Annotated in this window: 17 protein-coding genes; 13 read left to right on the top strand and 4 right to left on the bottom strand. The window is 72.9% G+C overall.

What is annotated here, in order from left to right; genetic code table 11:
- Nucleotides 1-445: 445 nt before the first annotated feature.
- Nucleotides 446-1,162: a tetratricopeptide repeat protein gene (locus tag ACIRJP_RS27210; protein WP_404179301.1), complete on the top strand. Its 717-nt coding sequence runs from the start codon at nt 446-448 to the stop codon at nt 1,160-1,162.
- A gap of 55 nt (nt 1,163-1,217) precedes the next feature.
- Here the strand turns inward: ACIRJP_RS27210 and ACIRJP_RS27215 are convergent, their stop codons facing one another.
- Nucleotides 1,218-2,495: a DUF1015 family protein gene (locus ACIRJP_RS27215; protein ID WP_404179304.1), complete on the bottom strand. Its 1,278-nt coding sequence runs from the start codon at nt 2,493-2,495 to the stop codon at nt 1,218-1,220.
- A 72-nt stretch (nt 2,496-2,567) separates the two neighbouring features.
- Between ACIRJP_RS27215 and ACIRJP_RS27220 the strand changes: the two genes are divergently transcribed.
- Together ACIRJP_RS27220 and ACIRJP_RS27225 are read left to right on the top strand one after the other, a co-directional pair.
- Nucleotides 2,568-3,596 (top strand): HAD hydrolase-like protein, encoded by a 1,029-nt coding sequence (locus ACIRJP_RS27220; protein ID WP_404179307.1) that lies wholly within the window; start codon nt 2,568-2,570, stop codon nt 3,594-3,596.
- Nucleotides 3,597-3,707: 111 nt separating this feature from the next.
- A complete protein-coding gene (locus ACIRJP_RS27225; RefSeq protein ID WP_404179310.1) occupies nt 3,708-4,562 on the top strand; it encodes an ABC transporter ATP-binding protein in 855 nt (284 codons plus the stop codon).
- A gap of 57 nt (nt 4,563-4,619) precedes the next feature.
- On the opposite strand, the gene ACIRJP_RS27230 is transcribed toward ACIRJP_RS27225, so the two are convergent.
- Nucleotides 4,620-4,967 (bottom strand): SCP2 sterol-binding domain-containing protein, encoded by a 348-nt coding sequence (locus ACIRJP_RS27230; RefSeq protein WP_404179313.1) that lies wholly within the window; start codon nt 4,965-4,967, stop codon nt 4,620-4,622.
- Between the two features lie 43 nt (nt 4,968-5,010).
- On the opposite strand from ACIRJP_RS27230, the gene ACIRJP_RS27235 reads away from it, so the two are divergent.
- From ACIRJP_RS27235 to ACIRJP_RS27260, 6 genes are all read left to right on the top strand, one after another.
- The gene (locus tag ACIRJP_RS27235; protein WP_404179316.1) at nt 5,011-5,328 is read left to right on the top strand and encodes a hypothetical protein; all 318 of its coding nucleotides are present in this window, start codon (nt 5,011-5,013) and stop codon (nt 5,326-5,328) included.
- Nucleotides 5,329-5,335: 7 nt separating this feature from the next.
- Nucleotides 5,336-6,151: a TlyA family RNA methyltransferase gene (locus tag ACIRJP_RS27240; protein WP_404179319.1), complete on the top strand. Its 816-nt coding sequence runs from the start codon at nt 5,336-5,338 to the stop codon at nt 6,149-6,151.
- Nucleotides 6,148-7,053: an NAD kinase gene (locus ACIRJP_RS27245; RefSeq protein WP_072484231.1), complete on the top strand. Its 906-nt coding sequence runs from the start codon at nt 6,148-6,150 to the stop codon at nt 7,051-7,053. The genes ACIRJP_RS27240 and ACIRJP_RS27245 overlap by 4 nt, the downstream gene beginning before the upstream one ends.
- A gap of 108 nt (nt 7,054-7,161) precedes the next feature.
- Nucleotides 7,162-8,907 carry a DNA repair protein RecN gene (gene recN, locus ACIRJP_RS27250; RefSeq protein WP_404179322.1) on the top strand — a complete coding sequence of 582 codons (1,746 nt, stop codon included), beginning with the start codon at nt 7,162-7,164 and terminating at the stop codon, nt 8,905-8,907.
- 48 nt (nt 8,908-8,955) lie between these two features.
- On the top strand, nt 8,956-9,720 hold the full coding sequence (locus ACIRJP_RS27255; RefSeq protein ID WP_404179325.1) for a hypothetical protein: 765 nt from the start codon (nt 8,956-8,958) through the stop codon (nt 9,718-9,720).
- 187 nt (nt 9,721-9,907) lie between these two features.
- A complete protein-coding gene (locus ACIRJP_RS27260) occupies nt 9,908-11,002 on the top strand; it encodes a glycosyltransferase family 4 protein (protein WP_404179327.1) in 1,095 nt (364 codons plus the stop codon).
- A 19-nt stretch (nt 11,003-11,021) separates the two neighbouring features.
- Here the strand turns inward: ACIRJP_RS27260 and ACIRJP_RS27265 are convergent, their stop codons facing one another.
- The gene (locus ACIRJP_RS27265; protein ID WP_383714573.1) at nt 11,022-12,647 is read right to left on the bottom strand and encodes a PucR family transcriptional regulator; all 1,626 of its coding nucleotides are present in this window, start codon (nt 12,645-12,647) and stop codon (nt 11,022-11,024) included.
- Nucleotides 12,648-12,862: 215 nt separating this feature from the next.
- On the opposite strand from ACIRJP_RS27265, the gene ACIRJP_RS27270 reads away from it, so the two are divergent.
- Entirely contained in the window at nt 12,863-13,744 is an 882-nt protein-coding gene (locus ACIRJP_RS27270; protein ID WP_404179329.1) for a sulfurtransferase, read from the top strand.
- Nucleotides 13,745-13,751: 7 nt separating this feature from the next.
- Here the strand turns inward: ACIRJP_RS27270 and ACIRJP_RS27275 are convergent, their stop codons facing one another.
- On the bottom strand, nt 13,752-15,554 hold the full coding sequence (locus ACIRJP_RS27275) for a glycoside hydrolase family 15 protein (protein WP_404179546.1): 1,803 nt from the start codon (nt 15,552-15,554) through the stop codon (nt 13,752-13,754).
- Nucleotides 15,555-15,972: 418 nt separating this feature from the next.
- On the opposite strand from ACIRJP_RS27275, the gene ACIRJP_RS27280 reads away from it, so the two are divergent.
- The 3 genes from ACIRJP_RS27280 (at nt 15,973) to ACIRJP_RS27290 (ending at nt 20,666) form a co-directional block, all read left to right on the top strand.
- On the top strand, nt 15,973-17,658 hold the full coding sequence (locus tag ACIRJP_RS27280) for a CTP synthase (protein WP_404179332.1): 1,686 nt from the start codon (nt 15,973-15,975) through the stop codon (nt 17,656-17,658).
- An 89-nt stretch (nt 17,659-17,747) separates the two neighbouring features.
- Entirely contained in the window at nt 17,748-18,374 is a 627-nt protein-coding gene (locus ACIRJP_RS27285) for an NUDIX domain-containing protein (RefSeq protein ID WP_376623246.1), read from the top strand.
- Nucleotides 18,375-18,602: 228 nt separating this feature from the next.
- Complete coding sequence (locus ACIRJP_RS27290; RefSeq protein ID WP_404179335.1) at nt 18,603-20,666, top strand: tetratricopeptide repeat protein; 2,064 nt, start codon at nt 18,603-18,605, stop codon at nt 20,664-20,666.
- The last annotated feature ends 103 nt before the right edge of the window (nt 20,667-20,769 follow it).

The raw sequence follows: 20,769 nt of genomic DNA on the forward strand, positions 1-20,769 counted from the left end.
TGATGACAACCGTGGTGGCGGCTCCGGTGGTGGGTTCCGCCGTGATGACAACCGTGGTGGCGGCTCCGGTGGCGGTGGCTTCCGGCGGGACGACCATGACCGGGATCGTCGGCCGCGTCGGGATGATGAGCGTGGTGGGCGTCCGTCGGGTGGTTTCGAGCGGCGTGACGACCGGCCGCGCGGCCCCCGCCGCGACGACGACAGCCGCAGTGGCGGTTACCGGCGCGACGACAACCGCGGGGGTGGGTTCCGTCGGGACGACAGCCGTGGTGGGGGATACCGCGGGCAGCGGGACGACCGTGGGGGCCGGGGCGGCTACCGCGGGCGCGAAGACCGTGGTGGGTACGAGCGGCGGGACGACCGGGACCGTGAGCCGATCAAGCGGCTTCCGATTCCCGAGGACGTCACCGGTGACGAGATCGACAAGGACGTGCGGCAGGAGCTGATGAGCCTGCCGAAGACCCTGGCCGAGGACGTCTCGCGCAACCTGGTCATGGTGGCCCGGCTGATCGACGAGGACCCGGAGCAGGCGTACGCGTATTCGCGGATCGCGCTTCGGCTGGCCTCGCGGGTGGCTGCGGTGCGTGAGGCGGCCGGGTTCGCCGCGTACGCCACGCAGAAGTACTCGGAGGCGCTGGCGGAGTTCCGGGCTGCCAAGCGGATGACCGGGTCCGTGGAGCTGTGGCCCGTCATGGCCGACTGCGAGCGTGGACTCGGGCGGCCCGAGCGGGCGATGGCCATGGCCGGCGAGCCCGAGGTGCAGAAGCTCGACAAGGCCGGACAGGTCGAGATGAGGCTGGTCGCTGCCGGGGCGCGCCGGGACATGGGGCAGCTCGACGCGGCCATCGTCACGCTGCAGAGCTCCGAGCTCGCGTCGAACGCCGTGCACCCGTGGACGGCTCGCCTGCGCTACGCGTACGCCGACGCGCTGCTGGCGGCCGGGCGCGAGGACGAGGCGCGCGAGTGGTTCGGGAAGGCGCTGGAGGCCGACAAGGACGGCTCCACCGATGCGTCCGACCGGCTCGCCGAGATGGACGGCGTCGAGTTCGTCGATGCGCTCGACGAGGATGAGGACGAGGGCGAGGCCGACGCGGCTTCCGAGTCGGCTGCCACTGCGAAGGGCAGCGAGGACACGGACGAGGACCGTACGTCCGAGGCGTAGGCATGAAAAAAGGGCGGCACCCCAGAGGGGTGCCGCCCTTTTTTGTTGCTGTCGGTCAGCCCAGGTCGAGGCTGCGCAGGACCAGGCCGGTGGCCGGTTTGGGGCCGAAGGAGGTCGACTTGCGGGGCATGGTGACGCCCTGTCGGGCGAGGTCCCGGACTACTTCCTCGCGTACCGGATGCATCAGGACCGCCGTCGCGTCGTGACGCTCGGCCTGCTCGACGGCGGCCGCGGTGTCGTGGATGTACGCGATGTGTTCCGGGGCGTCGGGGATCCGCCAGAGGTGGTCGAGCAGGGCCGAGTGCAGGACCGTCGCGTCGAGGGTCTGCCAGGCGGCCGGGCGGCCGGTGGGAATCGTGCGGGACAGCAGGCCGGGGTCGGGGCGGTCGATGAGGTGGAAGACGCCGTCGCCGGCGAGCAGGAAAGCGTTGCCTTCGGCGGCCGCCTCGGCGAGTGCGTCCAGGGCCCGGGGGAGCGGTTCGTCCAGGTGGCGGACGCGGAAGAGGCCATCCAGCGCGGCGAGTGCGTCGGCGACCGGGAGGCGGTGCAGCAGCCGGTGTATGGCGCGGACCCGGAGCGGGTAGCGGGCCGTGTCGACGAGGAGGACCAGGCCGAAGTCCCAGGGGCCCGGTGCGGTGTGCTCCTGCTGGAGGCGGAGATAGGTGGCCCAGCGGTGGTGGCCGTCGGCGATCAGGGCCTGGTGGCGGGCCAGGTCGGTCTCGATCTCGGCGCGGTCGGCCGGGTCGGTGACCGCCCAGAGCCGGTGGTGATAGCCGTCCTCGGTGGTGGTGGCGAGGAGCGGCGGGCGGTCCGTGGTCCGCTCGATGACGGCGGTCGCTCCGGGGCCGTCGTTGTCGCTGCGGTAGGTGAGCAGCAGCGGTTCCAGGTGGGCGGCGGTGGTGCGCATCAGGTCGGCCCGGTCCTCGACGACATGGGCCATCACGTCCTCGTGCGGCAGGACGATGCCGTCGGCGGGGGCGGACAGCGCCAGCGCCCCGACGACGCCGCGTTGCAGTATCTCGGCGTTGCGCTGCTCGTAGACGTACAGCGCGGGCTCGCTGTCCGGTGCGAGGACGCCCTCGGCCAGCCAGCGTTCGAGGGTCTGTGCCGCCTGCTGGTGACGGGCCGCGGCCGTGTCCGCCTGCGGCAGGATCAGCCGGACGATGTTGTGCGGATCCGCCGACTCCAGGTGGTGCAGACCGTCGGGGCGCACGACGACGTCGTAAGGCGGTGAGGTCACCGCGGCGAGACTGCCGACCCGCTCGGGGACGTACCGCAGTCCGCGGAACGGAATCAGACGCAGTCCCTGGACGGCCGGACCTGATGTGTTCATTTCTGCATCGTATGTGCGCGGACGGCATGCGCGATGATCGGAGCAGAAAGCATGGGACGAGGAGCGCAAAGAATGAGTCAGGCGAGCAGGACCAGGCCCAGCGGCAGCAGCACCGCGTTGAACGAGGCGTACGACACGGCGCTGCTGGATCTCGACGGGGTGGTGTACGCGGGCGGTCACGCGATCGTCCACGCCGTCGACTCGCTGGGAGCGGCACGGGAGGGCGGGATGCACCTGGCGTACGTGACCAACAACGCCCTGCGGACGCCGGCCGCGGTGGCCGCGCACCTGACCGAACTCGGCGTACCCGCGGAGTCCGCCGATGTGATCACCTCGGCGCAGGCGGTGGCCCGGCTGATGGCCGATCAGCTTCCCTCCGGGGCTCGGGTGCTCGTGGTGGGCGGTGAGGGGCTGCGGGTCGCGCTCCGGGAGCGCGGTCTGGTGCCGGTGGAGTCGGCGGACGACGAGCCGGTCGCGGTGGCGCAGGGGTACGGCGGCCCCGACATGGCCTGGGGGCGGTTCGCCGAGGCCGCGTACGCGATCGCGCGCGGGGTGCCGTGGTTCGCGTCCAACACGGATCTGACGATCCCGAGTGCCCGGGGGATCGCACCGGGCAACGGCGCGGCGGTGGAGGTCGTACGGATCGCCACCGGGGCCGAGCCGCAGGTCGCCGGGAAACCGCTGCCGCCGATGCACCGGGAGACGGTGCTGCGGACCGGGGCCGAGCGCCCGCTGGTCGTCGGCGACCGGCTGGACACGGACATCGAGGGCGCGTTCAACGGCGGGGTGGACTCCCTGCTGGTGCTCACCGGGGTGACGGAAGCGGCACAGCTGGTCGCCGCCCCGCCGGAGCACCGGCCGACATACGTGGACGCGGATCTGCGGGGGCTGCTGACCGGGCAGCCCGAGGTGGCGGAGAGCGGCGAGGGCTTCGTGTGCGGGCAGTGGACGGCGTCGGTGCGCGGGGACGAGCTGGTGCTGGCGGGGGACGGGGACGTGCTCGACGGGCTGCGGGCGCTCTGCGGGGCGGCCTGGTCGTACGCCGGGGACGGTTCGTGCGGACTGGACGCGGGCAAGGCGGTCGCCAGGCTGGGGCTGTAGCGGGGAGGTGCCCGGCCACATCGACATAGCATAGGATAGGCTAACCTAACTTCATTCTGCTCGGTGTGTCGTCGTCCGCACCCGATCACCTGCGACTCCGGGAGTACGACCATGCAGCGCCTCACCGCGGACTCGGTGACCCTCGGCTACGACCGGCGGGTCATCGCGGAGAACCTCTCGGTCGAGATTCCCGACAACTCGTTCACGGTGATCGTCGGCCCCAACGCCTGTGGCAAGTCGACCCTGTTGCGCGCGCTCTCGCGGATGCTGAAGCCGGACAGCGGCCGGGTGCTCCTGGACGGGCAGGCGATCCACGGGATGCCGGCGAAGAAGGTCGCCAGGACGCTGGGGCTGCTGCCGCAGTCCTCCATCGCGCCGGACGGCATCACCGTCGCCGACCTCGTCGGGCGTGGCCGGTATCCGCACCAGGGACTGCTGCGCCAGTGGTCGCCGGACGACGAACGCATTGTCGAGGAATCGATGGCGGCGACCGGAGTCGGTGCGCTCGCCGATCGCTATGTCGACGAATTGTCCGGCGGGCAGCGGCAGCGTGTCTGGATCGCGATGGCGCTCGCGCAGCAGACGCCGCTGCTGCTGCTCGACGAGCCGACGACGTACCTCGACATCCAGCACCAGATCGATGTCCTCGACCTCTGTGCGGAGCTGCACGAGGCGCAGGGGCGCACCCTGGTGGCCGTCCTGCACGACCTGAATCACGCCGCGCGGTACGCCACCCACCTCATCGCGATGCGGGACGGCGAGGTGATCGCGGCGGGGGCACCGGGCGAGGTCGTCACCGCTGAACTGGTGGAGCGGGTCTTCGGGCTGCGTTGTCAGGTCATCGACGACCCGGAGACCGGGACCCCGCTGGTGGTACCGGCCGCGCGCAAGCCGCGCGGCGACGCGGCGGGTGCGCGGCGCGAGACGTCGGGCGGGGCGCCCGCCGGGGCGTCGGCCGCGGGCTGACGGGCAGGGCCGGAACGGCCCGCCCGGTCCGGCCGGTCGAGGGAAGCCCCCGCCCGGCTACAGGAGCGATCTCAGTCTCAGCAGGTCGCGGAAGCCGGCTTCCAGGCGGACCCGGCCCGACCCCCACGCCTTGGCGAAGTTCAGCTCGCCGTCCACCATGGCCACCAGGTCGTCGCCGGTCATCGCGAGCCGGATCTCGGCCTTCTCGAGGGGCCCGCCGTCGAGCGTGTCCAGGACCTGGATCCGGCCATCGGCCAGCCGGCCGGTGAAGGTGATGTCGAGGTCCTTGATGTGGCAGCTCAGCGAGCGGTCGAGGGCGGCCGCGCCGCGCACGTCGCCGTCGGCCCCCGCGAGGTTGTCGGAAAGTCTGTCGAGTGCGCTGCGGCACTCCGCCATGGTCGCCATCGTGACCGACGGTACCGCAGCCCTTCGCGGTAGCGTTTCCCGCATGAGCGACTCGATGCCGGAACCGGGGACGGCAGCCGGAACACCGCCCGGGAACGAGGCGGAGGACCCGGCCGCCGGGGCCCCGCTCGACCCCGCCGTGCCCGCGCCCCTCGGCGTCGTGCGCACCTCCACGGGCTACGCCGCGGTCGACGCGGAGCTGGCGCGTCTCGCCGATGCGGACCACCTCCCGGCGGACGGACACATCGAGGTGTACGAGGATGTACACCGTGGGCTGCGCGAAACGCTGACCGCGCTGGACGCAAGGCCCGCACCCGCACCGGTACCCGCACCGATGCCCTCGTACGACAACAGGAGCTGAACCGAACGTGGCAGGAGTGGCACGTCGCCGCCTCGACGCCGAGCTGGTACGCCGTAAACTCGCCCGCTCGCGCGAGCATGCGAGCCAGCTGATCGCCGCAGGGCGGGTGACCGTCGGCGGGAACACCGCGACCAAACCCGCCACCCAGGTCGAGACCAGCGCCGCCGTCGTCGTGATCAAGGACGACAGCGACCCCGAGTACGTCTCGCGCGGCGGGCACAAGCTCGCGGGCGCCCTCGCCGCCTTCATCCCCCTCGGACTGAAGGTCGAGGGGCGGCGGGCCCTGGACGCCGGGGCGTCGACCGGTGGTTTCACCGATGTGCTGCTGAGGGCCGGCGCCGGCCATGTCGTCGCCGTCGACGTCGGTTACGGGCAGCTCGCCTGGTCGCTCCAGTCCGACGAACGCGTCACCGTCAAGGACCGCACCAACGTACGGGAACTGACGACGGAGGCGATCGACGGCCTGCCGGTGGACCTGGTGGTCGGCGATCTGTCGTTCATCCCGCTGGGCCTCGTCCTGCCCGCCCTGGCGCGCTGCGCCGCCTCCGACGCGGACCTGGTCCTCATGGTCAAGCCGCAGTTCGAGGTCGGCAAGGAACGGCTGGGCAGCGGCGGCGTGGTGCGCAGCCCCGAGCTGCGGGCCGAAGCGGTACGGGAAGTGGCACGCCGGGCCTGGGCGCTGGGGCTCGGGGTGCGGGGGGTGACGGCGAGCCCGCTGCCGGGGCCCTCGGGAAACGTCGAGTACTTTCTCTGGCTGCGGGCAGGAGCACCTGAACTGGATCCCGCAGATGTCGACCGCGCAGTGGCGGAGGGGCCTCGTTGACGACGAATGCGGCACGAACTGTCTTTCTTCTGGCACACACCGGCCGCCCGGCCGCGATCCGCAGTGCCGAACTGGTCGTACAGGGGCTGCTGCGCAGCGGCCTGGGCGTACGGGTACTGGCCACCGAAGCGGCGGATCTGCCGCTGCCGCCCTCCGTCGAGACGGTCACGGACACCACGCCCAAGGCCGTGGACGGCTGTGAACTGCTGATCGTGCTGGGCGGGGACGGGACGCTGCTGCGCGGCGCGGAGTTCTCCCGCGCGTCCGGGGTGCCGATGCTCGGCGTCAACCTCGGCCGGGTCGGCTTCCTCGCCGAGGCCGAGCGGGACGACCTGGACAAGGTCGTCGACCGGGTCGTCACCCGCGCCTACCAGGTCGAGGAACGCATGACCCTCGACGTCCTGGTGCACAGCAACGGCGACATCGTCCACACCGACTGGGCGCTGAACGAAGCGGCCGTGCAGAAGGTGTCGCCCGAGCGGATGCTGGAAGTCGTCCTGGAGATCGACGGCCGCCCCGTGACCGGGTTCGGCTGCGACGGGATCGTCTGCGCGACCCCGACCGGATCGACCGCCTACGCCTTCTCGGCGGGCGGTCCCGTCGTCTGGCCCGAGGTCGAGGCCTTGCTGATGGTGCCGATCAGCGCCCACGCGCTGTTCGCCAAGCCGCTGGTGACCTCCCCGACCTCCGTGCTCGCCGTCGAGGTCCAGCAGCACACCCCGCACGGAGTGCTCTGGTGCGACGGCCGCAGGACCGTCGAACTGCCCGCGGGCGCACGGGTCGAGGTGCGGCGCGGCGCGGTGCCCGTGCGGCTGGCGCGGCTGCACCACGCCTCGTTCACCGACCGGCTGGTCGCGAAGTTCGCCCTGCCGGTCTCGGGGTGGCGGGGCGCACCGCACTGACCGTCGGACATTCCCCCGGAGGTGTGGCGAACGGATCGTGAGCACACGGGAGAGTGAGGTCTCGGAGGCGGGGTCCGTCGCACATCGGCGCCCGGACCTCGTAAGGTCGTGTCCGTGTTGGAGGAGATGCGGATACGGTCGCTCGGAGTCATCGACGACGCGGTGGTGGAGCTGTCACCCGGTTTCACCGCGGTGACGGGTGAGACCGGCGCGGGCAAGACCATGGTCGTCACCAGCCTCGGGCTGCTGCTCGGCGGGCGCGCAGACCCCGCCCTGGTACGGATCGGGGCCAAGGCCGCCGTCGTCGAGGGGCGGATCACGGTGTCCGACGGCGACACCGTCGCCCTGCGGGCCGAGGAGGCCGGGGCCGAGATCGAGGACGGCGCGTTGCTGATCAGCCGTACCGTCTCCGCCGAGGGGCGCTCCCGGGCGCATCTGGGCGGCCGGTCGGTGCCGGTCGGGGTGCTCGCCGAACTCGCCGACGAACTCGTCGCCGTGCACGGCCAGACCGACCAGCAGGGGTTGCTCAAGCCCGCCCGGCAGCGACAGGCGCTCGACCGGTACGCGGGCGACGGGGTCGCCGGGCCGCACGCGAAGTACGCGGCGGCGTACCGGCGGCTGCGGGCCGTCGTCACGGAGCTCGACGAGCTGACCACACGGGCCCGGGAACGCGCCCAGGAAGCCGATCTGCTGCGCTTCGGGCTGGGCGAGATCGCCGCGGTCGAACCGCTGGCCGGTGAGGACCTGGACCTCGCCTCCGAGGCCGAACGGCTCGGCCACGCCGAAGCGCTCTCCTCCGCCGCGGCTCTCGCGCACACCGCGCTCGCGGGAAATCCTGAGGACCCGGAGGGCGTCGACGCCACGACCGTGGTCGCCGCCGCCGGACGGTCTCTGGACGCCGTGCGCGCCCACGATCCGGCGCTGGCGGCGCTCGCCGACCGGATCGGCGAGATCTCGATCCTGCTCTCCGACGTGGCGGGCGAACTGGCAGGGTACGCCGATCAGTTGGACGCCGATCCGCTGCGGCTCGCCGCCGTGGAGGAGCGCCGCGCCGCGCTCACCGCGCTCACCCGGAAGTACGGCGAGGACATCGGCGCAGTGCTCGCCTGGGCCCAGGAGGGCGCCGCCCGGCTCACCGAGCTGGAGGGCGACGACGACCGGATCGGCGAGCTGACCGCCGAACGCGACGCGCTGCGGGACGAACTCTCCGGCCTCGGCCAGGCATTGACCGATGCGCGCAACCGGGCGGCCGCGCTCTTCGCCGAGGCGGTGACCGCGGAGCTGGCCTCGCTGGCCATGCCGCACGCCCGGGTCTCCTTCGACATCCGGCAGACCGAGGCGGCCGACGAGGCGTCCGGCATCGAGATCGACGGGCGGAGCGTGGTCTACGGGCCGTCCGGCGCCGACGAGGTCGAGCTGCTGCTGGCCCCGCACCCCGGTGCCCAGCCCCGGCCGATCGCCAAGGGGGCCTCGGGCGGTGAGCTGTCCCGGGTGATGCTCGCCGTCGAGGTGGTTTTCGCGGGCGCCGACCCCGTACCCACGTACCTCTTCGACGAGGTCGACGCGGGCGTCGGCGGCAAGGCCGCGGTCGAGGTGGGGCGGCGGCTCGCCAAGCTCGCCAGGTCCGCCCAGGTCGTCGTCGTCACGCACCTGCCGCAGGTGGCGGCCTTCGCTGACCGGCAGCTGCTGGTCGAGAAGACCGTCGACGGTTCGGTGACCAGCAGCGGGGTCACGGTCCTGGAGGGCGAGGACCGGGTACGGGAGCTGTCCCGGATGCTCGCGGGTCAGGAGGACTCCCAGACGGCACGGGCCCACGCGGAGGAGCTGCTGGCCGCGGCGCGGGCCGACGGGTAGGGGCGGGCCCGGGGCCGTCCCCGGGCGCCGCTGCACAGGGTGGCGCGCATGGGAGCAGCGTTCAGCAGGGCCGCGAAGTCCGGTGCGGTCGCCGCCGTCGTCGCGGGGGGTGTGTACCGGGCGCTGCGGGCCCGGCCGCGCCCGCTCCTGCAGCGCACCAACTACGCGGGCCGCACCGTGGATCTGTACGCGGGTCCGGCCGCAGCCCTCGGCACCGCGGCCGGAGCGGCCGTCCTCGCGCTGCCCGTCCGTACCCGGTGTGCCGCGGTGCTCGCCGTGCTGGCGGCCGGTGGCTGCGGTGCGTACGACGACCTGGTCGGGGCGGATGATCCGCGCCGCGGGTTCCGCGACCACCTGGGTGCGTTGCGGGAGGGCGAGGTGACCTCCGGCGCGGTGAAGCTCTTCGGGATCGGGGCCGCCGGGCTCGCGGCCGGTGCGCTGATCAAGGAGCGGCCCGTCGACCGGGTGCTCGCCGGGGTCGTGATCGCCGGAACCGCCCATCTCGTCAACCTGGTCGACGTGCGGCCCGCGGCGGCCGCCGCCACCGTGCTCGCCCTCGGGGCCCCCGGCCTGCCGCAGGGCGGGCTCGCCGCCGCGCCGATGGGCGTCGTGGCCGCGCTCGTCGCCGACGACCTGGGGGAGCGGACCATGCTGGGGGACACCGGCGTCCATGCCCTGGGGGCCGCCCTCGGGGTCGCGACCGTCGTGGGCCGCGGCCGGGCCGGACTCACCGCGCATGCCGCGGGGCTGGTCGCCGCAGCGGTGTACGGGGACCGGATCGGCCGACTCGTCCAGGTGGCGGCGGGTCGCTGACGGAGGAAGGCGCGGGAGTGGGCGAGTCAATCGTCCGCCAGTTTCTCACCTGCGAGAGTGGTAGGCGGGGTCCGGTTGTTGCGGTGCGGGCCGCAACGACGGCCCGGCCGTGCAGGAACGCGCGTGCGGACTGGCATCCTTGGCGGTGCCATCACAGCCCTTCGGGAGCCCCGGGAGCCAATTCAACGTGTCACAGCTGCGTACGGTCCAAGTCCTGGGCGGCGGCAGCGCGGGCAGCAGTGCCCACGTCAGCTCGCTGGCCGCGGGACTTGTGGCGAGGGGTGTGCACGTCACCGTCTGCGCCCCGGCCGAACTGGACCACGCCTACGACTACTCCGGCACGGGCGCCGGTTTCGCCCCCGTGCCCCGGCGCAGTGACCCCGCCTCTGTGGCCGCCCTGCGCGCCGCCTGCCTGACGGCGGACGTCGTCCACGCGCACGGGCCGCACGCCGCCGTGCGCGCCGCTCTCGCGCTCGGCGGCCGGCGTGTCCCGCTGGTCGTCACCTGGCACGCCCGCGCCCACGTCGAAGGGGCCCGCAGCCGGCTGATCCGGCTGATGGAGCGAAGGGCCGCCCGAGCGGCGGCAGTTGTACTCGGTACGACTTCCGACCTGGTCGACCGGGCCCGCCACCGGGGCGCGCGCGACGCGCGGCTCGCCCCCGTCTCCGCCCCCGTCCCCCGGCTGCCGGGCACCGCCCACGCGGGCAAGGCGCGGGCCGAACTCGGGGCGGTGGAAAGGCCCTTGATCATCGCCTGTGGAAGTCTCGTACCGCATCACGGCTACGGCGCACTGCTCGACGCCGCACGGCTGTGGCGCGAGCTCGACCCCGCGCCGCTCCTGGTCATCGTGGGCGAGGGGCGCGAACGGTCCGCCCTCCAGCGCCGGATCAGGAACGAGGAGCTGCCCGTCCGGCTCATCGGCAGCCGGGACGACCGGATCGAACTGCTCGCCGCGGCGGATCTGGCGGTGCTGTGCAGCAGTTGGGAGGCGCGTTCGGTGTCGGCGCAGGAGGCGCTGCGGCTCGGCGTCCCGCTGGTCGCCACCGCGGTCGGCGGCGTGCCCGAACTCGTGGGGGACGCGGCGGAACTCGTGCCGTACGGGAACACGGAGGCGCTCGCGCGGGTGGTGGCCCGGCTGCTCGGGGATCCCCGGCGGCGCGCCGAGATGGTGGCCGACGGGCTTGCCCAGGCGGCGAGTTGGCCGACCGAGGACGACACGGTCGCCCAGGTGCTCAGCGTGTACGACGAGTTGACCCAGCCACTGGCGGCACGGGCGCGGTGAGCCGGACGTCCGGGCCCGGCTACGCGGTGTGGCGGCGGGCCCGGAGAGCCAGGCTCAGCGCCAGTACCGCCTGCGGGTCGTCCAGGTCGGTGCCGAGCAGCTCGCCGATGCGGGCCAGCCGGTTGTACAGCGTCTGACGGTTCAGGTGCAGCTCGCGTGCGGTCTCCGCCTTGCGGCCCGCGTGGGCCAGATACGTCTCCAGCGTCGGCAGCAGCGCCGGGCGCGAGGTGCGGTCGTGATCGCGCAGCGGGCCGATCGCCCGGTCCACGAAGGCCGCCAGATCCGGGTGGTCCCGCAACCGCCACAGCAACAGGTCGATGTCGAGCCGCCGGGCGTCGTACCAGGGCCGGTCGCTGAGGCCGTGCGCGGCCGTCGCCGTCTCGGCGGCGTGCCGCAGCCCGGCGCCGGCCGTCGCCCAGCCGCCCGCCACACCGACCACCACGACCGGCGGATGCGAACCGGCCCGCTCCAGCCCGGCCCGCTCCACACCGGCCCGCAGCGCCGCCGCGACCCGGTCCGCGACCGCCGTGCGCTCCGTCTCGGACCGCAGCCCCAGCAGCACCGGAACCCGGCCCTCCACGGGCCGCACGCCCAGTAGCACCGGTACCCCCACCGACGAGAGCTCCTCCAGCACCGCCCGCGCCAGCAGCGCCCAGTTCCCGGACACCGACAGCTCGGGGGCCAGCCGCATCACCACCGGCAACAGCGGCATCTCCGCCGGTTTGAAGCCCAGTACGCGGGCCTGCGCGGGCGCGTCCTCCGGCGTGATCCGGCCCTCGGCGAGATCGGTCAGGAAGTCGCCCCGGCCGCGGGCCGCGAGCTCCTCCTCCTGACGGGCCTGCATCAGCACCACGGCGAGGATGCCCGCCGCCCGTTCCGCCGCCATCCGGTGCACGGTCACCAGCGGCCCGGACACGGCGAGCAGCACCAGCCGGGCCCGTACCGAACCGGCGCCCGGCCCGCCGCCCGGCACATCCACCAGCACCGAACCGGTGGGCGGAGTCTCGCGGGCCGCCCGGCCGCCGCGCATCCCGTCCCACACCTGGAGCGGGTCGGCACAGACCGGGCCGGAGCCGGGGCCCGCCGCATACAGCAGCTGGCCGTCCGCCGTCTCCAGGAAGACCGGATTGGCCGCGAAATCCGCCAGGATGCCGAGCACCTGGGGCACCCCGCCGCCGCCCAGGAGCGCCTTCGTGCACCGGCGGTGCACGTCCTCGGCCTGCCGCAGCAGCGCGTAGTGACCGTTGACGATCTCGGTGTGGATCTCCTCGGTCACCGTCACGAACGGCACCTCGCGGTGCAGCTGCACCAGCGGCAGACCGGCGGCGCGGGCGGCGTCCACTATCGACGCGGGCAGTCTGCTGAAGCGCGGCCCGAGCTCCACCACCAGGGCGGCGATGCCCCGGTCGGCGAGCCTGCGGACGAAGGCGCGCTGCTCGGCCGGGCGGGTGCCGAGCCCGAGACCGGTGGTGAGCAGCAGTTCACCGCCCTTGAGCAGCGAAGCGATGTTGGGGACCTCGCCCGCGTGCACCCAGCGCACCGTACGGTTCAGCCGGTCCGCGCCGGCCACCACCTCCGGAAGCCCGCCGCGCAGCCCCGGCAGTTCGAGTGCTCGCTGCACGGTGATTCCGCCTTGCGTCTCCACTGGCTCTGGCCTCGCGCTTCCCCTCGGGTCGGACGGCGGTCGCCCTTATCAGGAAGGTACCGGCCCGGGGCGCCCGAGGCGTCGTCGGGGGAGCCGGGGGAGAGCTGTTGACACGGGACGAGCGCCGCTGCGATCTTGTGGGCGCCGCGCGGGCCGGGCCGATCGGGCCCCGCATGCCGGGCGGCCCCGACAGCCGGACCGGACCTGGAGCAGACATGGGCGACGAAGCGACGGAGCACCCGAGCGGTCCGGAGCTTCCCGGCCCGCTGGTCGGGGTCGACTGGCTGGCGAGGCGGCTCGGCGGGCCGGGACTGGTGGTCCTCGATGCCTCGGTCGGCGCGCACCGGGGCGGCGAGCGGCGGATCCCGGGAGCGCGGGCCTTCGACATCGACGGGGCGCTGTCCGACCACTCCGGCCCGCTGCCCCACACGATGCCCGGCGCCGCCCGGTTCACCGAGGAGCTGCGCGCCCTCGGCGTGAACGGCTCCGACACCGTCGTCGTCCTCGACGGCGCGGGCATCTACTCCAGCGCCCGGGCCTGGTGGATGCTGCGGGCGATGGGCTTCGACCGGGTCGCGGTGCTCGACGGCGGCCTGCCCGCCTGGGCCGACGCCGGGCTGCCGCTGGAGGACGGCGGGCCCGCGCCCGCCCCCGTACCCGGCGACTTCACCGCACGGCCGCGCCCGGGAATGTTCGTCGGCGCCGATGAGGTGGCGGCGGCCCTGGCCGACCCCGCGGCGGTGGTCCTCGACGCCCGTACCCGGGAACGGTTCGCCGGCAGCGTCGCCGAACCCAGGCCCGGACTGCGCGCCGGACACATGCCGGGGGCGGTCAACCTGCCCTTCGGGGAGCTCCGGCGCGACGGGCGGATGCGTCCGGCGGGCGAGCTGCGCGCCTTGTTCGCGGCCCTCGCCGGGGAGCGCGAGCGGCTGGTCCTCAGCTGCGGATCGGGCGTCACCGCGTGCGTGCTGGCACTGGGGGCCGAACTGGCGGGGTACCGGGGACAGGCCGTGTACGACGGGTCCTGGAGCGAATGGGGGCTGCCGTCGCGGCGGCCCGTGGTGACCGGGGCGGACGGATCTCCGCCCGCCCCGTGACCTGGCCTCAGCCGACGTACGCCCCGCTCGCCGTCAGGCGCAGCGCCGTGTCGATCAGCGGCACATGGCTGAAGGCCTGCGGGAAGTTCCCCACCTGGCGTTGGAGCCGGGAGTCCCACTCCTCCGCGAGCAGGCCCAGGTCGTTGCGCAGGGACAGCAGCCGCTCGAAGAGCTGGCGGGCCTCGTCGACCCGGCCGATCATCGCCAGATCGTCCGCCAGCCAGAACGAGCAGGCCAGGAACGCGCCCTCGTCGCCCTCCAAACCGTCGACGCCCGCGTGCTCCCCCGAGGTGGGGTAGCGCAGCACGAAGCCGTCCTCGGTGGAAAGCTCGCGCTGGATCGCCTCGATCGTGCCGATGACGCGCTTGTCGTCCGGCGGTAGGAAGCCCATCTGCGGGATCAGCAGGAGCGAGGCGTCCAGTTCCTTCGAGCCGTAGGACTGGGTGAAGGTGTTGCGTTCCGGGTCGTAGCCCCGCTCGCAGACATCGCGGTGGATGTCGTCGCGCAGCTCGTGCAGGCGCTCCAGCGGCCCTTCCGCGTCCCCGGACTCGATGAGCTTGATGGTGCGGTCGACGGCGACCCAGGCCATCACCTTCGAGTGGACGAAGTGACGGCGCGGCCCGCGCACCTCCCAGATGCCCTCGTCCGGCTCGTCCCAGTGCTTCTCCAGGTACTCGATCAGCTTGAGCTGGAGCCCGGTCGCGTAGTCGTTGCGGGTCAGGCCCGTCATGTGGGCGAGGTGGAGCGCCTCGGTGACCTCGCCGTACACGTCCAGCTGGAGCTGGCCCGCCGCGCCGTTGCCGACCCGGACCGGGGCCGAGTTCTCGTAGCCGGGCAGCCAGTCCAGCTCGGCCTCGCCCAGCTCGCGCTCGCCCGCGATGCCGTACATGATCTGGAGGTTCTCCGGGTCGCCGGCGACCGCCCGCAGCAGCCACTCGCGCCAGGCGCGGGCCTCCTCGCGGTAGCCGGTGCGCAGCAGCGAGGAGAGGGTGATCGCGGCGTCGCGCAGCCAGGTGTAGCGGTAGTCCCAGTTCCGGGAGCCGCCGATGTCCTCCGGCAGGGAGGTGGTGGGCGCGGCGACGATGCCGCCGGTCGGCGCGTACGTCAGGGCCTTGAGGGTGATCAGGGAGCGGACCACGGCCTCGCGGTAGGGCCCGTGGTACGTGCACTGCTCGACCCATTCGCGCCAGAAGTCCGCGGTCGCGTCCAGCGAACCCTCCGGGTCCGGCAGGCCGGGCGGCTCGTGGTGCGAGGGCTGCCAGCTGATCGTGAACGCGATCCGGTCACCCGGCGCGACCGTGAAGTCCGAGTACGTCGTCAGGTTCTCGCCGTACGTGTCGGCGGGGGTGTCCAGCCAGACGGAGTCCGGGCCCGCGACGGCGACCGTGCGGCCGTCGACCTTGTGCACCCAGGGGGTGACCCGGCCGTAGCTGAACCGCATGCGCAGCTCGGAGCGCATCGGCACCCGGCCGCTGATCCCCTCCACGATCCGGATCACCTGCGGCGCACCGTCACGCGGTGGCATGAAATCGGTCACTCTGACCGTTCCGCGCGGTGTGTCCCACTCCGATTCCAGGATGAGGGAGTCCCCGCGGTAGCGGCGGCGGTCCGCGGCCGGCGGCTGCGTCCCGTCCTCCCGCGACGGGCCCAGGCGCCAGAAGCCGTGCTCCTCGGTGCCCAGCAGGCCCGCGAAGACGGCGTGCGAATCGAAGCGGGGAAGGCACAGCCAGTCCACTGTGCCGTCCCGGCAGACCAGGGCGGCGGTCTGCATGTCTCCGATGAGTGCGTAATCCTCGATGCGCCCGGCCACGTGCGTCTCCAGTCGAACGGCCATGTCGCCCCGTAGGGCATTACTGCGGGTCAAGAGGTCGTCGCAAGGGTGTGTTGTGGGGGAACCTGCGAACGCGTCACCTCGCCCGGGGCGAGTGCCGGGGCGAGTGTCCGAGCAGGATACGACGCAACCCAGGTGATCCGCGCGACCGTCTTGACAACCGGTCTCACCCGAACGGGTGTGTGTGCGGACACTCGTGGTGATCATGCGAGGTGGGCGTCGGGATGCGGCCGGAAGCGGGCTCCTCTCGGCGCTGATACCCTGGTAGCCCGTGGACCGGTGGTCGTCCGCAACCGCAGACGAGGCCCCCGAACCGCAGCGACGGCGCCTCCGGAGTCTCCGGACGAAAACGCCGGTACGCACCTCACGATCGCGACCACGGGAGCCCCCTTTGGCTATGCAGCCCACATCCACGACGACCAAGCACATCTTCGTCACCGGGGGTGTCGCCTCTTCCCTCGGCAAGGGTCTGACTGCCTCCAGCCTCGGTGCCCTGCTCAAGGCGCGCGGCCTTCGGGTCACCATGCAGAAGCTCGACCCCTACCTCAACGTCGACCCGGGCACGATGAACCCGTTCCAGCACGGTGAGGTGTTCGTCACCAACGACGGTGCCGAGACCGACCTGGACATCGGCCACTACGAGCGCTTCCTCGACGTCGACCTCGACGGCTCCGCCAACGTCACCACCGGCCAGGTCTACTCGCAGGTGATCGCCAAGGAGCGGCGCGGCGAGTACCTCGGTGACACCGTGCAGGTCATCCCGCACATCACCAACGAGATCAAGCACCGCATCCGCCGCATGGCCACCGAGGACGTCGACGTCGTCATCACCGAGGTCGGCGGCACGGTCGGCGACATCGAGTCGCTGCCGTTCCTGGAGACCGTCCGCCAGGTCCGCCACGAGGTCGGCCGGGACAACGTCTTCGTCGTGCACATCTCGCTGCTGCCCTACATCGGCCCGTCCGGCGAGCTCAAGACCAAGCCGACCCAGCACTCCGTCGCCGCGCTGCGCAACATCGGTATCCAGCCGGACGCCATCGTGCTGCGCGCCGACCGCGACGTACCGACCGCCATCAAGCGCAAGATCTCGCTGATGTGCGACGTCGACGAGGCCGCCGTGGTGGCCTGCGTGGACGCCAAGTCGATCTACGACATCCCGAAGGTGCTGCACACCGAGGGCCTGGACGCCTACGTGGTGCGCAAGCTCGATCTGCCGTTCCGCGACGTCGACTGGACGACGTGGGACGACCTGCTGGACCGCGTCCACAACCCCGACCACGAGATCACCGTGGCGCTCGTCGGCAAGTACATCGACCTGCCCGACGCCTACCTCTCGGTCACCGAGGCCATCCGGGCCGGCGGCTTCGCCAACAAGGCGCGGGTCAAGGTCAAGTGGGTCGCCTCGGACGACTGCAAGACCACGGCGGGTGCCGCGAAGCAGCTCGGCGACGTCGACGCGATCTGCGTCCCCGGCGGCTTCGGCGACCGCGGTGTCAACGGCAAGATCGGCGCCATCCAGTACGCCCGCGAGAACAAGGTGCCGCTGCTCGGCCTCTGCCTCGGCCTCCAGTGCATCGTGATCGAGGCCGCGCGCAACCTCGCCGAGATCCCCGACGCCAACTCCACCGAGTTCGATGCCGCCACCTCGCACCCCGTCATCTCGACGATGGAGGAGCAGCTGGCGTACGTCGAGGGCGCGGGCGACCTGGGCGGCACCATGCGGCTCGGCCTGTACCCGGCGAAGCTCGCCGAGGGCTCGCTGGTCCGCGAGGCGTACGACGGCCAGCCGTACGTGGAGGAGCGCCACCGCCACCGCTACGAGGTCAACAACGCCTACCGGGCCGAGCTGGAGAAGAAGGCCGGTCTGGTCTTCTCCGGCACCTCCCCGGACAACAAGCTCGTCGAGTACGTCGAGTACCCGCGCGAGATCCACCCCTACCTGGTCGCCACCCAGGCGCACCCGGAGCTCCGCTCCCGCCCGACCCGCCCGCACCCGCTCTTCGCGGGTCTGGTGAAGGCGGCCGTCGCGCGCAAGACGGGCGCCGCGGCCGGTGACAGCAAGGGCAAGCCGTCGGGCAAGTAGTCCGGCGCCGCACAGGCGTTAACGTTGACCGGGGTACGTGTCCTTCGAGGACGCGTACCCCGGTTTCTGTTTTTCGTGGGAGGACGTAGATGGGTTTCCAGGACACGCCCGAGGAGTGGCAGGTCACCGCGACCGAGACGCCCTTCACCGGCAACAAGACCAGCGTCCGCACCGACGAAGTGGTGATGCCGGACGGCACGGTCGTGCGCCGCGACTACCAGGTCCACCCGGGCTCGGTCGCCGTGCTCGCGCTCGACGACGACAACCGGGTCGTGGTGCTGCGGCAGTACCGCCACCCGGTGCGCCACAAGCTCTGGGAGATCCCGGCCGGACTGCTCGACGTCCCCGGCGAGAACCCGCTGCACGCGGCGCAGCGCGAGCTCTACGAGGAGGCGTACGTCAAGGCCGAGGACTGGCGGGTGCTGACCGACGTCTACACCACACCGGGCGGCTGCGACGAAGCCGTACGGATCTTCCTGGCCCGGAACCTCTCCGAGGCCGACGGGGAGCGCTTCGAGGTCTCCGAGGAGGAGGCCGACATGGAGCTGGCCCGGGTGCCGCTCCAGGAGCTGGTACGGGGCGTGCTCGCGGGGGATCTGCACAACAACTGCCTCGTGGTGGGCGTCCTCTCGCTCGCGGCGGTGCTCGCCGGTGACGGGATCGATTCGCTGCGCCCGGCCGACGCGCCGTGGCCGGCCCGCCCCTTCGAGGCCTGACGGGACGGCAGGACCGCCGGGCGGCGCGCTGAGATCTGACGAGCCGCGGTGCCGCCTGGTGGCGCACACCGAGATCCTTCGATCGGACAAGATGCTGATCCGATCGGGGGACCTCTGTGTCGTGCTCGGTCCTGCTCCAGGCAGAACGTCCATGCGCCTGAACTACGCTCACAATGCCCGGACCGGAGTTCCGGCGGGCGACGCGTGCAGCGAAGTGGAGCGTGGCCCGTGACGGATCAGGCGGTGGACACCAGCGGCCCGGCCGAGGCAGCGGGAACCGAGGAGCCGTCCGGCACCGCCCCACCCCAATTCTTCGGACGTGCACGCGAGTTGAAGGCGTTGCGGGCCGACATCGAACGGGTCGGCCTGGACACCCTGGCCGGCCGCAAGGCCGCCCGCGCCCGGGTCCTGCTGATCGCCGGACGCCCCGGATCCGGACGCACCGCGCTCGCCGAGGAACTCACCCGCAGGCTGCTCGCCGAGGGCGACCACCCCGACGGACTGCTCCGCGTCCGGCTCACCGAACCCGGCGGCGCACCGGTGCCCACCGAGCGCACCGCCCGCGAGCTGCTCGACCGGATGGGGGTGACCGGGCCGCCCGGCGCGGACGGGGACGAACTGTCCGGGATGGTCCGCGAGGAGCTCGCCGGACGCCGCGCCATGCTGTTCCTGGACGACGCGGCGGACGCGGAACAGGTCGACCCGCTGCTGCCGGACAACCCGGACTGCCTGGTCGTCGCCACGTCCGGGGGCCCACTGACCGGCATCCCGGGCGTCCGCCCCTGCACCATCGGAGGCCTGGACGCGGGCTCCGCCGTGCGGCTGCTCGCCCGCACCATCGGAGAGGTCAGGATCACCGTCGACCCGCGGACCGCCGAGACCCTCACCGAGGAGTGCGGCGGGCTGCCGGCCGCCCTGGTCATGGTCGCCGGCTGGCTCGCCGCCCGCCCCATGGCATCGGTCGCCGATGTCACCAAGCAGCTGCGCGAACTGCCGGACGACACGGAGCAGTCCACCGGCTCCCGCCCGCTGGCCCGCGCGTTCCGGCTGGTCCACGACTCGCTGCCGCCGACCGCGGCCCGGATACTGCGACTGCTCGCCCTCGCCCCCGCCGGACTCGCCGACGCCCACACAGCCTCCGCGCTGGCCGGCTGCTCCGTCTCGGCCGCTCAGGCGACCCTCGACGACTTCGTGGCCCTGGGGCTGCTGCACACCAACGCGGCGGACCAGCCGCAGTACGAGGTTCCCGGCTGCCTCGCGCCGCTGCTGCGGGCGCTGCTGGAGGCCAGGGACCGGCCGGCGGAGCTCCAGCTGGCCAGGGCCCGGATGCTGGAGCGCACCGTACGGCTGCTCCAGTCCTGCCGGGCGGTCACCGAACCCGAGGGTTCCCCGGCCCGCCGCAAGCTCGCAGGGCTCCCGCGCTCGCTGCGCTTCCCGGGTCCCGAGGCGGCCGCCGAATGGCTGCGGATCCGCCGGCCCGCCCTGCTGGCCTCGGCCCGGATCGCCGTCGAGGACGGTGAACTCGACACCCTGGCAAGGCGCTTGGTGGCCGCGCTGGTGCGGGCGCTGGCCGTGCACCAGGGCACCGAGGCCGCCGCGCCCGAGCTGTACGGACTGCACGGTCTGGTGCTGGCCGTGGCCGAGCGGCGCGAGCTGCCCCGCGAGCGGGCCGCGGCGCTGCTCAACCTCGCCGACCTCGACGCCAGGACCGGCCGCACCCGGGAGGCGCTGGCCCGCTACCGGGCCGCGCTGGATGCCGGAAGGGCCGCGAAGGACCCGTACGCCACCGGCCGCGCGATGGAATCCGTAGGCGGCGCCTACGCCGAGCTGGGGGACTTCCAGCGGGCCTCCGACTGGTACGGCCGCGCGCTGGCGCAGCGCCTCACCCAGGGGGAGCGGGCCGACGAGGCACGGCTGTACGGGCGGCTCGGCGCCGTCCACACCTATGCCGGGCGGTACGGCGAGGCGCTGCGGAACTGGCGCGCCGCGGCGGCCGGGTACCGCAGGCTCGGCGACGTGCCGGCCCAGGCGCGGGCGCTCAGCGAGGCGGCGCGGGTCCAGGAGTACGCGGGCCGGCCGCACGAGTCCCTGCACACCTGCCAGGAGGCCGTCGAGTGGGCCAGGCGGGCAGGTGACGTACGACTCCAGGCGGCGCTGGAGCTCCGGCTGGCCGACACGCTCGACAGGCTCGGCGACCCGGCTGCGGCCAAGCTGCACCGGGGTCTGGCCGACAGATTGCTGGGCCAGGAGGGTGTGGCCTGCGAAATCCGTAGTACGGCGACAGAAAAATAATGCTTTGTAAGGCTAGACAGCACGAAACCCTTCATTAGACTGGCTTTGCCGCGTGTGTTCGCGGTGTATCCATTTACGTAGTGTCTATCCGGGTATGTATAGC

This window comes from Streptomyces sp. NPDC102437 (genome assembly GCF_044765565.1).
Taxonomy (GTDB): domain Bacteria; phylum Actinomycetota; class Actinomycetes; order Streptomycetales; family Streptomycetaceae; genus Streptomyces.